Raw genomic sequence first — 14,065 nt, 5'->3', positions numbered from 1 at the left:
TCAGTACGCCCCTGCGGCGGCCGGCTGGTCCGCGGCGTCGGTGCGGCCACGCAAAGCCCAGTGCAAGCGCTTGGCCGCGGCCAGTGCGCCGCTGGGCGCGTGCGGCTGGCCGTAGTGAATGAGCAGCGTCACGCGCCGCTGACCCGAGGCGATCGGCATGTTGGCGTGCAGGCTCCGGTATCCCCAAAACAGGTAGACGTCACCGACATTCATGTCGACGACGGTCGGGCCGCCGGCCCGGCCGAGGCTGTCCAGGATCCGCCGCCGGAACGTTGCGCTCTGGTGGACGATCTTGTCGAAGATGTTGACCAGCACCGAGCGGCGGAACGGCCGCTTGTTGAAGTACCCCACCAACTCGCCCGACCGGCCCGGTTCCGCTTCCGGGATGAACAGCGGGACCACCATCGTCACGACACTGGCGTCGTAGTGGAACCACCAGGCATCGCCGTCGGCATGCGGCCCGGCCACGATACGCACCGCGGTGCCGGCCATTTCATGCGCGCGGTCCGGGAACCGCTGGCGAACGACATTGTCGAGAAATGCGCGAACCGAATCGCTGGCCATGAAAGCGTGAATTGATTCCAGGTGCCCGTCCTGTGGCGCCAGGACGAAATGGTCTTGCTCGCCGTACTCGGCCAACCACCGGTCGATTTCGGCCCGGGAATCAATCACCCAATCCCATTGCAGGGCGTTTGCTACCCGAGCCACGCCGGTCGCGTCCAACTGCTGCGCCACATCGACGGGATCGCACGCGTTCATGTCAAATTCACACATTTGGACGGAAGTGTAGACAACCAGAGAACGTCATTACCACGATTGCTGCGATTTGACATTTGCCCGGCGATCACCTTGCAATTCGCCGGCCGCGGGGAGGATTCTGCAATTGCGTAAATATGGCGGAATTTCCGCACTTCAGGACCAGGCCCGAATCGGTCTCATCCACAGCAGCCCCCACGATCCACGGCGCCACCTGCCAACTCGATTGAATTCCTGCCACATCGCGTCACTACCCACGGTTGCGAATCGCCGCACTTGTGGCGTAGGACTGGCAAGTGACTGAAGCAGAGCCGGCCCGACAACGTGCCGCAACGGGAGCATCGTTGTTGGACGAGGCCGGGCACGCGGCCACCGTGCTGCCGCGTCACCGCCACGGACTGACCCGCGACGAGGTACGCCAGTCGCAGGAGACCCGGGTGCAAGTGGCCACCGTGGAAGTGGTGGCCGAGCACGGCTACGCCGGCGCGAGCGTGCGCCAGATCGCCTCGCGCGCAGGCATTTCCACCAAGACGTTCTACGAGCTGTACCCCGACAAGGAAGCCGCCTTCCTGGCCACCTACGCCGCGGTGGATCTTCTGGTCGAGTGGATGCGCGACGCAGCGGCCATCGCCACCACGGCGGCAGAGGTGATCGAAGCGGGTGCCCGGACGTACTTGGGGACCCTGGCCTCCCAACCGGCATTCACCCAGAGTCTGGTGATCGAGGCAGTCGCCTCCACGGATCGCATCCGGGCGCGCCGGTCGCAGGGGCTGGCCGATTTCGCCGGCGTCTTGGTGCAGCACCTGCGCCGGGTCCGCGGCGCGGCGGGCCCCGATCCCGCTCCGACGTCGTCCGATCGCGCGCTGCTGGTCGGGGCCCTCGGTGGCGTCAACGAGCTGGTCGTGCAACACCTTGGATCAGCTTCCGTGGCGACCCTGCTCGACATCCTCGACATGGCCCGAATCCTGCTCGAGCGCATCGTCCTCACCCCTGCGGAGCGTTCGCCCATCGCCCTCTGACAAGGGATATCACCGCACGTCAAGCCCCTTTTTGACAGCCGCGCGTCACGGCAGAACTGGCCTACTGCGCGGCGTCGTGTTAGCGTCCACCCAGTTGAGAAGACGACCGTTTTCTCTATACTCGACGCCGACAAGGGAGTCTGTGCAATGACATCCACCCCCGCATCCACCGCGCGCCCCGCGGCCTCAACGGCCGACCCATTGGCCGAAGGCTCACTGGGACGCCACGTCGTCGGCCATCCACTGGTGCTGCTGTACGCCAACGTGCCGGCACTGATCATGCCGACGCTGCACCCGAAGATCGCCCATGTCCTCAGCGAGAAGGACCGCGCGCTCAACGGCACTGAGGACCTCCCGACCTTGCAGGCAGCGAGCCGCCGTCTGATCAGCACCTACGAGATGGTGATGGGCATCGTGTTCGCCGGGCCGGAAGCCGATGAGGTCGCCCACGGCCTGTACGAACTGCACCGCCCCATCTCTGGATCCATGCCCGACGGCAGCCCGTATCACGCGTGGAACAAGGACGTCTGGAACTGGACCTGGGGATCCATCCTCAAAGGCGTCCTCGACATCGCCGACGAGTTCGGACTGTTCGCCAACGACGACGAACGCGAACAGGCCTACCGCGCACTCAAGGAGGTCGGCATCCGTTACGGCGTCCGCGCCCTACCGGAGACCTATGCCGGCTTCTGCGACTACTGGCAACCCATCGTCGACGACACCCTCGAAGTCAATCCCCAGGTGCAGTTCATCGTCGACCATGCGCTGAACCTCGCGAAGCCGCGCGGCTGGGACCTGGTCCCGATGTCGCTGTGGCGACTGCTGTCACTGCCGGTGACGCGCACCGTCCGCGTCGGGGTACTCGCCGGCGTCCCGGAGAAGTTCCACGCTGGCCTGGGCCTGCGGACGACCGCAGTCGACCGCTTGGAGCGCCGCATCCACGCCGCCATCTGGCGGGCGATCCCCATCCCGGTCGCGGGACAGTTCGGGCCCGCCTACTTCGCAGTGCGCCGACGCTTCGGACAACCCGGCTGGCGCACCCACTACTCGCGCGCGCAACTTGCGGCCAACCGCGCCGAGGCCGAGGGCGGCACCGTCACCTCCACAGCCTAGCCATATATACCCCCTGGGGGTATGGTGGTCTCGACTCCGATACCGCGATCGAGACGATGAGGAACGACACCATGGCCAGCGAGTCCCACGACCACCACGGCAACCACCACGCCGAACATGACCACAGCTCTCACATGGATCATGCGCACCACGGCGCCGACATCAACGCGATGGCGGTCAGTGCGACGCTGCACTGCCTCACCGGCTGCGCCATCGGTGAGATCGTCGGTCTGATCATCGGCACGGCCCTTGGATTGACGAACCTGGCCACCATCGCCCTGGCCATCGCGCTGGCCTTCATCTTCGGCTACACCCTCTCGACGCTGCCGCTGCTGAAGGCCGGCCTGGCGATCGGCACGGCGCTCAGCGTGGTGCTGGCCGCCGACACCCTCTCGATCGCGACCATGGAGGTCGTCGACAACCTGGTCATGGCGGTGATCCCGGGCGCGATGAACGCCGGCCTGGTCAACCCGATCTTCTGGATCGGCATGATGATCGCGCTGACTGTCGCCTTCTTCGCCGCCTACCCGGTGAACCGGTACCTGCTGCAAAAAGGCAAAGGCCACGCACTGACGCACAAGTACCACGGGGGCGGCGGTCCCGACATCGCGGGAGCCCGGCGATTCATCCCCAGCCTCAGTACGCCGACGCTGGCCGCGGCGATCACGGCCTTCATGCTCGGCGGCCTGGTTGTCGCCGTCGCAGATCAACTCGGCGCACCCGACACCGCGTCGCACAGTCAGACAGCACCGTCCGCACACGCGGCACCGTGACCGACATCAGAATCCCGATGCCACCGATAGGTCACCGACTCACTGCACGCCGCGCCGGCGGCGCCGATTTGACCTGACCTGACCCCGAAGACTCGGTCAAACATGTTCTGCAACAATGTTTTCAGCGGGACGTCGGTCTTCATTGCGGCGCGCGAGGATGGCAGCGGTTTGCGCATCGGCTGGCAGAAATGCTTCCAGGCGCAGTTCCGACACCGTGACATCGAGCGCGGTCACAAACGTCGCGATGGTCGCGATGAGCCGCACGTCACCGTCAGGCGAGGACAGGTGCAGTGGCACCGCGAAGCCGAGAGATTCGACTGGCTGACTGCCCGGCGCGGGCACGCCGTAGCTCTCCAGTTCCGCGATCAGCGCGTCGATTCGCGGGTGCGGGCCGCGCTCGCGGAGTGCGTGCAGGATGTGGCGCCGCCAATCGTCGAGATTCACGATCCGTGGTGCCATGCCCTCGGGATGCAAGGCAACCCGCAAAACGTTCACCGGCGGTTCGAGCAACCAGTCCGCGACCTCGTCGGTCAGCAGGCCGAACGCGCTGTTGTTGGCGACCAGCTCGCCAAAGCCGTTCATGACCAGGGCCGGGTACGGCAAGTGGCCGTCGAGAACATGCTGAAGTGCCTTGCGCACCGGTTCGAGCAGCGGCGCGTCAGGCGGTGACTCCGGATGCGACGGCGCGAAGCCGGCCACCGACAGCAGCGCATTGCGTTGCCGCAGCGTCAGTTTCAGCGAGTCGGCCAGTCGGCTGACGATGTCGCGCCCGGGCGCTGAACGTCCCTGCTCCAGGAAACTCAGGTGTCGCTGGGTGGTGCCGGCATCGATCGCGAGGTCTATCTGGCTGAGCCGACGAAGATTGCGCCACTGTCGCAGCGTCGTACCGAAGTCACCGAGCGCGGAAGCGGTCATGCGACCAGTCAACCCAATTGCGGTGCTGACCGCTATTCCCTGCGGGGAATTGTCGCGCAGCGACGCTGACGCGACGCTCGTGGCATGGATCAGTCAATCCGTCTTGGTGTCATGCCACCCCTGGCCGCCGAACCGTGGGCCAGTACCGATCTCCGCGAGCTCCTCGAGATGGCAAGGGCCGTCGAGGATTTGGGATTTGATTCGCTGTGGGCCAACGATTCGCTGGTGCGCCCACGGATCGAAGCGCTGACGTTTCTGTCGGCGGCCGCGGCTGTCACCGACCGGATCACGCTGGGTACCGCGGCGTTGCAGCCGGTGCTGCGCCGGCCTGTGCAGACGGCGCAGGTACTCGCGTCCATCGACCGGCTGTCGGGCGGACGCCTGACTGTGGCGGTGGGCGCGGGTTTTCCTGGAGTGTCCGAGAGGGAGTATGCGGCCTCGGAGGTGCCCTGGCAGCGGCGTTTCGCACGCCTCGACGACACCGTCGCCTTATGGCGTCAGCTCTGGAATTGCAAGGAAACCAGTTCATTTCACGGTTCAGTGCTGCAGCTCGACGACATCCCGGCCGGCATCACGCCATTCAGCGAGTCAGGCCCGCCCGTGTGGCTCGCCGCCGATACCAGCGGTGCCCGGGCCCGCACTGGCCGACTGTACGACGGCTGGCTGCCGTATCCGCCGACGCCGCAGGTATATCGGTCAGGTCTGGCTGAGGTTCGGGCCGCGGCGCAGAGCGCCGACCGTGCCGCCGACGCCGTCACGCCCGCGCTGTTTGTCACCGTGCTGGTCACCGACGACGCCGACGGTGGCCGGGCCGCGCTGGATCATTTCGCCACCAACACCTACGGGGCCGGCATTGCTGTCCTCGAGCAGATCCAGACTTACGCGGCGGGGACGACCGACACCGTCGCCGCCCAGTTGGCGAGCTTCATCGATGCCGGTGCGCGGCACCTGGTGTGTCGGATCGGCGTCCTCGGCCCCGACGGTTTCACCGAGCAACTGCGGCAATTGCAGGCAGTCCATGCTCTATTGCGATGAGGCACTCGCCGTGGTGGGCATGCGGTCAGCACATGAGATGTAGCAGACGATCCAGGCACCCGCGCCGCCCCGATACCGTCAGTCGGCCGATTGCCGATTACCATGAGGCGTCCCCGCCCCCGTAGCTCAGGGGATAGAGCACGGCTCTCCTAAAGCCGGTGTCGCAGGTTCGAATCCTGCCGGGGGCACTTTGTGTTTTTGCAGATCAGCGCATGTTTCCGGGCAGCTGCCCTACTGCCCGTCGCTCCCCTCTGGTCGGTGCTTGGTCGGTGCTTCGCTGGCATCGGATGGTGCCGGCTGACTGGGTTTGTCACGCGCCACGGCCTCCAACAGGCGTCGCGCATTCTCGGGTGACCTCAACAAGTAGTCGGTCTCACCCGACGCCTCACCGCTGTCCCCCGGTTCCGCTGGACCGTAGATGTCCTCATGGAGCCCATCGTCGACCGGCGTGCTGTTCAAAATTTCAGCGGCCTCATTCGCCGGAATCCAGCGGCGCTCCTGATCCATCTGCCCATCGTCGTCCCGGCTGTCTCCTTGCTGAACCCGTCGCGCAGCTGCATCGAGCCGCTGCGCAACGTCGTCGAGGTCAGAAGGGAACAGGCCGGCGTAGTGGTTCAGGGTCGTTGCAGCGGACTCGTGGCCGAGCAATCGGGCCACAGCCACAACGGAGGCACCCGCTTGGATTGCCAGGGAGGCGGCCGTATCGCGCAAGTTGTGCGGGGTGATGTCGAGGTCCAGGGCGTCGACAGCGTTGTCGAAGACGTCACGCCGGAAGTTTCGGTTGCGAAGCGGTGTCTTACTTGCGGAGGGAAATACGAGACCATCAGATTTCTGGGATGCCGACAACATAGCGAGTTCGTCCGACACGACCCCTGGAATTGGTACCGTCCGCGCTTGGTGGTCCTTCACTGGCGACATCTCACCGCGGGGCGCCTCCTCCGAGTAAGCACGGGAGATACGCAACACCTTGTTCCGAAGGTCGACGTCGCTCCACCGCAGCGCGGCCAACTCACCCCACCGCAGGCCGCAATATCCGGCGACGAGCACCAGTACACGGTCGCGCAACTCGTTGAGGTGATCGGCCAGCCGCCATAGTTCGTCGTGAGTCAGCGGGCGCGGGTCGTTGCCTTGGACCTTCGGGAGCCGTATGCCGGCGGCAGGGTTGCGGTGGATGGCACCATCGCGCACCGCGTGGTCGAACACTCTCCGCAGGACGCCGAGCGAGTGGCGAGCAGTCGCGGCGGATTGCTTCCGTGAGATGTCGGCCGCCCAAGCCTGTACTTCTGACGGACGCACCGAGACCAAAGGTCGTCTGCCGAAGGTGCCGGCGATTTGCTTCGTCACTACACCGCGGATCTTCCGCTCCGTTGCCGCCGCCCTCGCCGGTTGCGCAGCCAACCAGATTTCGCACCATTCGCGGACCGGCTTCTCCCCTGCCTTCGGGTCGGCCCACGCTCCGGTCTTCAACGTGTCGACCTGCTTGCGTTCCCACTCCTGCGCGTCCCGCTTACGGGAGAAGGTCCGCGAGGCGACGTAGCGTCCGCGGTAGTACACCCGAGCCCGATACACGCGGGACCCATTCGGGCCAGTCCTCGCCTCGATCACTCGCTACACCTCCAGGCGCGACTCGCGCCGCCCGTCGAGCCAGTCAAAGACCTCGACTGGATCCCAGCGCAGGGCTGCACCGATCCGGATCGCGGGCGGCCCCTCGCCCCTGAGCCGCCAGGCCCTGATACATCCGACAGACACCTTCAACAGACTCGCCACCTGGTCGATCTTCAGCAGCTCGTCGTTCGAATTGCCCTGTGCACCGGGGCGGCTTTTCACGTCGTCTCGCATCACGTCTTCCTCACGTCAGAGGCTCACGCGCCGGCCGAGGCCGGCTTGTGTCCGAGCTGTCTGTATGGCTAATGGTTGTGTCGTCGCACCCTTCGCCGTCCCGAGACACGCTATCCATCAACGCGCCGCACAGGAGGTCGAGCGGATTCGCAGCGAGAACCGCGGTCGATTCGATATGCCCGCGGATCACATGCTCGGGCACGAACGGGCTACGAAACCGAACTTCTCTACCGGCAACGGAACTGACACCGACGCCGGTTGGTGCACCGATGGGATTCACCGAAGTTTCTGTCGAGAACTCGCCAAGTACTGCCGCTGCCGCCTCTCGCGTCCGAACGGAGAAGCAGACGCGTAATCCGCAGTTGTCACGCGTGCTGGTCGGAATACTGTCCGCAGTCGGGCGCTGCGTGCTCAGAATGACTACGATTCCGGCCGATCTTCCACGTTTCACGAGGTCTCGCACTATCGAGTCAATCTCCGCACCAGCAGCTTTCGTCTCCTTCGTTGAGAACGACTTCGGGTCGAGATACGTCTGGCACTCGTCAATTACGACCACGACCGCCGGATGCAGACGAGATGGACTGGTCGACCAGAGGTTCGGGTGTCCGTATAGATCGCGCGAGTACCTCAAACGTTCCCGCATCAGTGTCTGCACGTCTTGGAGTGCGTCCCTCACTACCTCCACGTCGCCCGCAGCTTCACCGCTGATGTACCGATACGCGCGCGGCGACAACGCTTCCAGGTCGTAGCCTTGCTTGCCGTCGATCAGCAGCCACTGAACGTCGTCGCGATGAGCCAGCGAAGCCATTGCAAACGCCAGCCACGCACTCTTACCGCCACCGGGCACACCTCCGACGACGAGTCCACTCACGTTGCGAAAAGAGCCGCGTACAGGTGCTCCGTACTCATCGACGCCCAGGGGAATCTCCCAGCCTTCCGCCCTCAGCGGTGATTGCAGAACAATCGCCGCGGCGAGTGGATCACGCACACGAAGTGCAAGTTCGAATACTCCCGCCCTCGGCTCTGTGACAGTCACTTCCGGCACTCGCAACGCGGACTTGAGCTGTCCCGAGTGTCTTTGCCAGCCCTCCAGGCTCTGTCCGGGAGCACCCAGCACCGCCACAGCCATGCCATAGGGCGCACACCTCACTGCGGTGATTTTGGGGATGTATCGAACTGCCTTCCGCTCCCCGCGGCCGAGGCCCACTGCACGTGTTACCGGCGGTCGACGTAGGTCCGCGTCAACCGAGAGGTCAAGAATTTCTGCGACGTCCGCCCACTTGCGGCGACTTGTTAGCACCGACATTGCGAACCGCAGATCGGGTCCATACTTCGACCAGCAGCGGCGACGTTGCACGCGGAAGATCCCGTAACCCGTTGCAGCGGAAAGTGCCACAACGGACACGATCCAGACCAACAGCGTTCCATACCCCGACATCGACACAGCCCAGAACATGAATGCTGCTGCTGCGCAGCACATCGCGATGCGGACCACACTCATCATTCCACCGCCGCCCGCGGAATCCGCCTTGGCGCCGACGCACCAGGGTGTCCGCTCCACCATCTGGAAGCCACCTCGCTGAGGCTCGCGCTATCGGGAGCGGGCCAAGACCAATCGACCGGCTCAGTCGACGGCCAGGTTCTTGGGTCAAGTACATCGAATCCAAGGATTGCGCGGCGAACTTCGTCCATCGCCCGTTGTCGATGACCTGCAGGGTATTGAAGTCCCAACTTCTCAGCGGGCGGTGCGTTCAAGTACGACGCATACTGGCAGATCGCTGAATCGGCGTGCACACAGGTATCAACCCAGGTGTTGCATACGCGGCACAGTAGTCCGCGAACCAATCCCGAGAAGTGATCGTGGTCGACCACGTGGCCGTACCGCTGTCCACAGGATTGACACATCGGACCGAACTCGTCAATCAGGGCCTGATAAAGCCGCTGACGGGAAGAGTTCTTGAAAGGGCTCGGGCGGTCACCTGGCTCGCCAGATGGAGGCGCAAAGCAAGGCTTCTTGCTGAGTTCAACGATGACCGTTCGGACTTCATCCGATGAGCGGTAAATCGAACGTACGCCGGGTATCTCGACCCGCTCGACGCCACGTCGACACACCAGTGTCCGAATCACCATTGGCTGGCGATGCGCCGGGAAGATGGCCAAAGGATCGTTCATCTCAGGAACCGGCCCATCCGTCGGTCACGATGCACATAGGCCCCCACACCACGCCGTCTTTTCCTATTGCCACTACTGATGGGCCGGTATTCATGGGGTTCAAGTACTTCAGCCCGAGATCTGGCATGGGGTGGCAGTCGAATCCAGGGCGATCAACCACCTTTGACGCCGTGGGGCCGGCCCGGAACGCTTCTGCTTGGATGTCCCGCGACGTCATGTCAGCCGGACTCGGCACTGACGGTGATGCACCGTGCATCACGAAAGCGAGGACCAGCACGACAACGAGACACATCATAGATGTCGCGCTGAGCAGCAGGACCAGCCATCGGCGCATCAGTGCTGGACCGCGAAGCCAGGCCACGAATGCCCGACCACGCCCGAGGGTGGACAGGCGGAACGGATCTGATTCTCGAAATTGGTTCTTTTTGAACATCATTCACCGCCACCGCGGCGTGCGCCACTGTTCGCCCCTCGCAGGATATCGGTCACGGAACCGACAGGTTTGAGCGTTTGGATGTAGACCGTCACGGCTAGCACACCTCGCGGCCCGCGATCGCCCCATCCCGGACGCGCATCGGCGCGAATCGACAGAGTGCAGCGGCCCTCTGCTTGGAACAGGACGCCCGCTGGCACGGATTCCATCGGCGTGGTGGTCCGTACCTCTGCGCCGTCCAGTCCACGCCCGCCGACGCTCACGGCAAGCCCCGTCACCTTGTAGAGCTGCGCGTCGTCGACCAATACGGGTTCGTCCGTGGCGGCTCCGTCCTTGTACACACTCTGCGCTCGCGCGCCCCCGCCCGTACCGAACGCTAAGACCTGCGTCGGGTCTAGGACGAGTTCATCGAGTCGATTCAGATCAGCCATGAGAGAGTTCCTTTGCAACTTCGGGGACGCCACCTGCGCTCCTCAGAGTCAAGATTGATTGCTGGAACGCCATCAGTCGCCATTTGTCACCAAACCGAGAAAACCGCAGGTCAGACCGGCCGGCACGACGGACGCGGTGACTATTGAGCGCGGAACCCCGGTACATCGCACGGTTTAGCGCCATCCCGCGCCACCGCTGTTTGTCAGTCGCGGGCCCTACCCTGAGTGAATGCTCGTCGAATCACCGGCTCCGGGCGTCGCCGCAGAGTGGCACCGTGCCCTCAACGTTGCCGCAGCCAAGCTTGCCGTCGCGGCGGGCGTAGCTCCGGCTGAGGTGCGAAGGGTGAGCGGCCTGCATCGAGTCGAGATCCGCAAGACACGCAAACAGATACTGCGCCAGATCGACGCACTCGCACGTGCGGCAGTTCTTACATCCGAGGACATTGCAGAAGACTTAATCGGCGGCGCCGACACAGCGCAACGCATCGAGGCCGGACAAGACACAGTCGAGCTTGGCTCGCAGTATCTCGCCGTCTGTGGACGAGCACGTCACTACGAGCGACTGCACACCTACTTCGACCAAACCGAAGCGTTCTCACGCGAGTACACCGCAATCGCAAACGAGTTCTACCGTTGCCAGAAAAAGGTCGACGTCCTCCAGAAGGAATACGATCTGGTCGGCAACCAGTTAGCCGAATTGGCAAGCAGAGCAATTGATTCAATGCCTTGGCCCGCACGCAGGGCCTGCCAAGACCAGATCGACGAACTGGTAAGACGCCGCGATACCCTACGCTCAGTGTTCGCCAGAACATGCCAGGAAACCGGCCAAGTTATGGAACAGTTTCGACTTCATCACGCCAAACGCGTGTACTACCACTCGCGCGATGTCCCTGAATTTCGCGACGAGGCTTTAGTTTTCGTCCCATCCTCCACGCTGCGCAAGATGCTTGTATGCCCGTTCGAGGAAGTGAAGCGAGGCCCCGCACTCCGCGAAAAGGCCCTGCGCCTGATGCGTGAATGGAACAGCTACTGCGAAGAATTCGCTACCACTAAGCGTACAGTTCCTCTAGAGCATAAGGCGGACGAGCTCCAAGATCACACGATGCGAACACTTTTCGTCCGGCCGAGCGGTGACATTAGGGCAACACCGTCATGACGCCGGCGCCGGCTGACAACTGGATCGTTCACCCGAGCCGGTTCGAGTCTTGGCACGATCGACCTGGCGATGACGGCGGCTGCACACCTGCCATGGTCTCACAGCAGCCGGTACCGGAGCCTTTCCGAGCGCGAGTTCGTCTGTCGCGCAATCTTTCACATCTGGGCAGCGATGACGGAACGGTGACCTTCGCCGGATCCGATTGGTGGTTCGTCGTCGGAGCTGCCCGCACATTCGTTGCCACGCACACCGGATTAGAGGTACCACGGCCGTTCGGCTTTCGGCGGCGAGGACGCTGGCACTGGTGGGACGGGTCTACCTCCGACAGTTCGATCGCGGTAGGACACGCAGAGACAGAGCACGTCAGACACTACCTCAACCGCTTGTTTCCGACCTGTTCCATTGACCTACACGCACCGTAAGCGGTCGGACAGTTTGAGTTCGCCGCATTCTTTGCCTTCTCCAATACGGCCGATACTGTGCAGGTTCGCACGGAATGTGGCGGAATCGCACCATTGTTGGCGGAATGATGGCGGATCCGCCAGGTTCGTCAGACCAGAAACGAGACAGCGCGAACTGGAGCGATGCCGGACCAGTAGGCGGTTCCTGGCAGCGCCTTGTTTCTCCAGATTTGAGACTGGCGTGAATGTGCCTATCGACGAGTGCACCTACGTACGTGCTTGCTTAACGAGACTGTTTGCGTATCAGCTGAAACGCTAGGTCGAGAACTTCTTCGGGGGGTGGCGCGTCGGGGTTGGCGAGCCAGGAAAAGGTGAGGCCGTCGAACAGCGCGGCGATCAGGGCAGCGACGAGATTAACGTCGAGATCGGCCCCATCGGCGTTGAGTTCATCGACGAGCGGTGCGAGGTCGGTTCGGGCCATGTCGTGGTAACCCTGGTAGAGCCTTTGCGCCATGTCCTTTAGCTCGGGATTGCGCAGGGCCATGGCGGTGAGTTCGTAGGCGCCGAGCTGGCGGCCAGCGTCGTCCTCACGGATCTTCTGAAATGCCGCCTTCCAGTTGGCGGCCGGGTCGTCGTTGACATCCGGCGGTGCGGTGGCGGTAGCGGCATCGGCCATCACCGCGTGAAGCACGGCTTCGAGCAGTTCGGCCTTGTTAGCGAACCAGTAGTGAAATATCCCCTGCGGAAGACTGGCTTCCTCGGCGATGCGTCGGGTGGTCAACGCTGCCACGCCGTCCCGAGCCATCACTCTGACCGCCGCCGCAACGAAAGCATCACGCTTACTCGTGTCGCGACGCTCGGTGCTTCGTGGCGCAGAGCTGGTCATGGCCGCCAGTCTGCCAGACCGCCGAAACTGCTGGTCACAGCCCACAGCGGAAAGCAGGGGGACACACATCACACTTTAGGTCACTTGACCTACGCAACTGCCCTAGCGATGATTGGGGTCGTCGCGCACCGCAGCTTCCAGCGCCGCGCCAGTCAGAAAGAAGGACGCCCGTGTCAGATCTGCTCGACAACCTCTCGCTGTGGACGCTTCCGGCGTTCGCCGTGCTGATCGCCGTGGAGTTCCTGGCCTACTGGATCGAGAAGCGTCGCGAGCAACCGCCGCGGCGGCCGATGGTCGGAGTCAGCGCCAAAGACGCGGTGACGAGCCTGTCGATGTCGGGCATCGGCGCATTCACCGACGTCATCTCCAAGTTCGTGCAACTGCCAGTGCTGGTGCTGGCTGCCGCAGTGGCCCCGGTGCAGTGGTCAGCGGCGTGGTGGCTGCCAGCGTTGATCTTGGTCGACTTCGTCTACTACTGGGAACACCGCGCCCACCACCGCATCCGCATGTTCTGGATCGGGCACAGCGTGCACCACTCCAGCCAACACTTCAACCAGACCACCGCGCTGCGGCTGGGCTGGCTAATGCCCACCGACATCGTGTCGTCGTTCCTGTTCTACGTCCCGCTGCTGCTGGCCGGCCTGCCCCTGTGGCTACTGTTCCTGCTGCAAGCCGTCATCTTGACCTACCAGTTCCCCATCCACACCGAACGTGTCGGACTGCTGCCCCGCTGGATCGAGTTCATCTTCAACACCCCGTCACACCACCGCGTGCACCACGGCGTCAACAACCCCTACCTCGACAAGAACTACGGCGGCATCTTCATCATCTGGGACCGCATGTTCGGCACCTACGCCGAAGAGACCGAGCAGGTTGCCTACGGCCTGACCAAGCAGATCACCACCTACAACCCGATCAAGGTCAACTACTGGGAACTCGCCCGCGCAGCCCGCGACGTATGGAACGCCAAGACCTGGCGCGCCCGCGTCAACTACCTACTCAAGCCGCCCGGCTGGAGCGAAACACCCACCACCACCAACACATCCGAGGAGCAGCTACCCGTCATCGAGCACGGGGACACCCCCACCCCGACCGCCAGCGCGACCACGACGATCCAGAAAGCGAGCTGACCCACG

14 protein-coding genes and 1 tRNA gene are annotated in these 14,065 nt (G+C 63.7%); 7 read left to right on the top strand and 8 right to left on the bottom strand.

Annotated elements, in window-relative coordinates; translation table 11 throughout:
• Positions 1 to 774 (bottom strand): hypothetical protein, encoded by a 774-nt coding sequence (locus EB75_RS24710; RefSeq protein WP_142239801.1) that lies wholly within the window; start codon positions 772 to 774, stop codon positions 1 to 3.
• 278 nt (positions 775 to 1,052) lie between these two features.
• On the opposite strand from EB75_RS24710, the gene EB75_RS24705 reads away from it, so the two are divergent.
• The 3 genes from EB75_RS24705 to EB75_RS24695 all read left to right on the top strand — a co-directional run bounded on the left by EB75_RS24705 (position 1,053) and on the right by EB75_RS24695 (position 3,661).
• Positions 1,053 to 1,775 carry a TetR/AcrR family transcriptional regulator gene (locus EB75_RS24705; protein WP_083612550.1) on the top strand — a complete coding sequence of 241 codons (723 nt, stop codon included), beginning with the start codon at positions 1,053 to 1,055 and terminating at the stop codon, positions 1,773 to 1,775.
• Positions 1,776 to 1,922: 147 nt separating this feature from the next.
• On the top strand, positions 1,923 to 2,888 hold the full coding sequence (locus EB75_RS24700; protein WP_083612549.1) for an oxygenase MpaB family protein: 966 nt from the start codon (positions 1,923 to 1,925) through the stop codon (positions 2,886 to 2,888).
• A gap of 71 nt (positions 2,889 to 2,959) precedes the next feature.
• Positions 2,960 to 3,661, top strand: a complete 702-nt coding sequence (locus tag EB75_RS24695) for a DUF4396 domain-containing protein (RefSeq protein ID WP_286150311.1) — start codon at positions 2,960 to 2,962, stop codon at positions 3,659 to 3,661.
• 96 nt (positions 3,662 to 3,757) lie between these two features.
• Here the strand turns inward: EB75_RS24695 and EB75_RS24690 are convergent, their stop codons facing one another.
• A complete protein-coding gene (locus EB75_RS24690; RefSeq protein ID WP_073697878.1) occupies positions 3,758 to 4,576 on the bottom strand; it encodes a helix-turn-helix domain-containing protein in 819 nt (272 codons plus the stop codon).
• 84 nt (positions 4,577 to 4,660) lie between these two features.
• On the opposite strand from EB75_RS24690, the gene EB75_RS24685 reads away from it, so the two are divergent.
• Together EB75_RS24685 and EB75_RS24680 are read left to right on the top strand one after the other, a co-directional pair.
• Entirely contained in the window at positions 4,661 to 5,611 is a 951-nt protein-coding gene (locus EB75_RS24685) for an LLM class flavin-dependent oxidoreductase (RefSeq protein WP_073697877.1), read from the top strand.
• A 115-nt stretch (positions 5,612 to 5,726) separates the two neighbouring features.
• Positions 5,727 to 5,799: transfer RNA gene (locus tag EB75_RS24680), tRNA-Arg, on the top strand.
• A 43-nt stretch (positions 5,800 to 5,842) separates the two neighbouring features.
• On the opposite strand, the gene EB75_RS24675 is transcribed toward EB75_RS24680, so the two are convergent.
• The 5 genes from EB75_RS24675 to EB75_RS24655 form a co-directional block, all read right to left on the bottom strand.
• Positions 5,843 to 7,165 carry a tyrosine-type recombinase/integrase gene (locus EB75_RS24675; RefSeq protein WP_502689393.1) on the bottom strand — a complete coding sequence of 441 codons (1,323 nt, stop codon included), beginning with the start codon at positions 7,163 to 7,165 and terminating at the stop codon, positions 5,843 to 5,845.
• A 54-nt stretch (positions 7,166 to 7,219) separates the two neighbouring features.
• Positions 7,220 to 7,450 carry a helix-turn-helix transcriptional regulator gene (locus tag EB75_RS24670; protein WP_073697875.1) on the bottom strand — a complete coding sequence of 77 codons (231 nt, stop codon included), beginning with the start codon at positions 7,448 to 7,450 and terminating at the stop codon, positions 7,220 to 7,222.
• Between the two features lie 10 nt (positions 7,451 to 7,460).
• Entirely contained in the window at positions 7,461 to 8,951 is a 1,491-nt protein-coding gene (locus EB75_RS29010) for an ATP-binding protein (RefSeq protein WP_168176119.1), read from the bottom strand.
• Positions 8,951 to 9,580, bottom strand: a complete 630-nt coding sequence (locus EB75_RS30215) for an endonuclease domain-containing protein (RefSeq protein ID WP_353651659.1) — start codon at positions 9,578 to 9,580, stop codon at positions 8,951 to 8,953. The genes EB75_RS29010 and EB75_RS30215 overlap by 1 nt, the downstream gene beginning before the upstream one ends.
• A 474-nt stretch (positions 9,581 to 10,054) precedes the next feature.
• On the bottom strand, positions 10,055 to 10,486 hold the full coding sequence (locus tag EB75_RS24655) for a hypothetical protein (protein ID WP_073697918.1): 432 nt from the start codon (positions 10,484 to 10,486) through the stop codon (positions 10,055 to 10,057).
• Positions 10,487 to 10,715: 229 nt separating this feature from the next.
• Between EB75_RS24655 and EB75_RS24650 the strand changes: the two genes are divergently transcribed.
• Positions 10,716 to 11,642: a hypothetical protein gene (locus tag EB75_RS24650; protein ID WP_073697872.1), complete on the top strand. Its 927-nt coding sequence runs from the start codon at positions 10,716 to 10,718 to the stop codon at positions 11,640 to 11,642.
• A 684-nt stretch (positions 11,643 to 12,326) separates the two neighbouring features.
• Here EB75_RS24650 and EB75_RS24640 read toward each other — a convergent pair.
• Positions 12,327 to 12,929, bottom strand: a complete 603-nt coding sequence (locus EB75_RS24640) for a TetR/AcrR family transcriptional regulator (RefSeq protein ID WP_168176118.1) — start codon at positions 12,927 to 12,929, stop codon at positions 12,327 to 12,329.
• A 170-nt stretch (positions 12,930 to 13,099) separates the two neighbouring features.
• On the opposite strand from EB75_RS24640, the gene EB75_RS24635 reads away from it, so the two are divergent.
• Entirely contained in the window at positions 13,100 to 14,059 is a 960-nt protein-coding gene (locus EB75_RS24635) for a sterol desaturase family protein (protein WP_073697869.1), read from the top strand.
• Positions 14,060 to 14,065: the final 6 nt, after the last annotated feature.

The organism is Mycobacterium sp. ST-F2 (genome assembly GCF_001905655.1).
In the GTDB taxonomy this organism is placed as follows: Bacteria; Actinomycetota; Actinomycetes; order Mycobacteriales; family Mycobacteriaceae; genus Mycobacterium.
This window is presented reverse-complemented; position numbering and strand designations above follow the sequence as displayed.

Bases quoted from the DNA above. Each gene is read 5' to 3' on its own strand.
- EB75_RS24710 (WP_142239801.1), bottom strand. From the start codon at position 774: ATGTGTGAATTTGACATGAACGCGTGCGATCCCGTCGATGTGGCGCAG.
- EB75_RS24700 (WP_083612549.1), top strand. From the start codon at position 1,923: ATGACATCCACCCCCGCATCCACCGCGCGCCCCGCGGCCTCAACGGCC.
- EB75_RS24695 (WP_286150311.1), top strand. From the start codon at position 2,960: ATGGCCAGCGAGTCCCACGACCACCACGGCAACCACCACGCCGAACAT.
- EB75_RS24690 (WP_073697878.1), bottom strand. From the start codon at position 4,576: ATGACCGCTTCCGCGCTCGGTGACTTCGGTACGACGCTGCGACAGTGG.
- EB75_RS24685 (WP_073697877.1), top strand. From the start codon at position 4,661: ATGGATCAGTCAATCCGTCTTGGTGTCATGCCACCCCTGGCCGCCGAA.
- EB75_RS24670 (WP_073697875.1), bottom strand. From the start codon at position 7,450: ATGCGAGACGACGTGAAAAGCCGCCCCGGTGCACAGGGCAATTCGAAC.
- EB75_RS29010 (WP_168176119.1), bottom strand. From the start codon at position 8,951: ATGAGTGTGGTCCGCATCGCGATGTGCTGCGCAGCAGCAGCATTCATG.
- EB75_RS30215 (WP_353651659.1), bottom strand. From the start codon at position 9,580: ATGGTGATTCGGACACTGGTGTGTCGACGTGGCGTCGAGCGGGTCGAG.
- EB75_RS24655 (WP_073697918.1), bottom strand. From the start codon at position 10,486: ATGGCTGATCTGAATCGACTCGATGAACTCGTCCTAGACCCGACGCAG.
- EB75_RS24650 (WP_073697872.1), top strand. From the start codon at position 10,716: ATGCTCGTCGAATCACCGGCTCCGGGCGTCGCCGCAGAGTGGCACCGT.
- EB75_RS24640 (WP_168176118.1), bottom strand. From the start codon at position 12,929: ATGACCAGCTCTGCGCCACGAAGCACCGAGCGTCGCGACACGAGTAAG.